The following is a 306-nucleotide window of genomic DNA, read 5'->3' on the forward strand; positions in this document are numbered from 1 at the left end:
TCGACATCATCGCCGGCGAGAAAACACGTACTTTGATGGAAACCTTGTCGGCGCCCAAACCTCAACCCGACGGCTCCCCCGATCCGCGGACACCCGAACAGATCTGCGCGGCCGCGTTCGAAACGATCGTGGAGTTGGCGGCACAAGGATTAGCGGACACCACCTTCTCGTCGAAACCGACCAACGGCCTGTTGTGGACCTGGTCAGCGGACAACCCGGCACTCGGTGGGGATTTGCAGAACATGGGTGCCATCACCGAAGCCACCGCCAAACTGTTGTCGTGTGACACCACCATCACCAAAATCA

At 59.2% G+C, this 306-nt stretch carries 1 pseudogene; it reads left to right on the forward strand.

The features are described from left to right. A pseudogene (locus P3L18_RS28240) lies at nucleotides 1-306 on the forward strand (HNH endonuclease); the annotation flags it as partial.

Origin of the sequence: Gordonia sp. N1V (genome assembly GCF_029269935.1) — a bacterium.
Taxonomy (GTDB): Bacteria; Actinomycetota; Actinomycetes; order Mycobacteriales; family Mycobacteriaceae; genus Gordonia; species Gordonia polyisoprenivorans.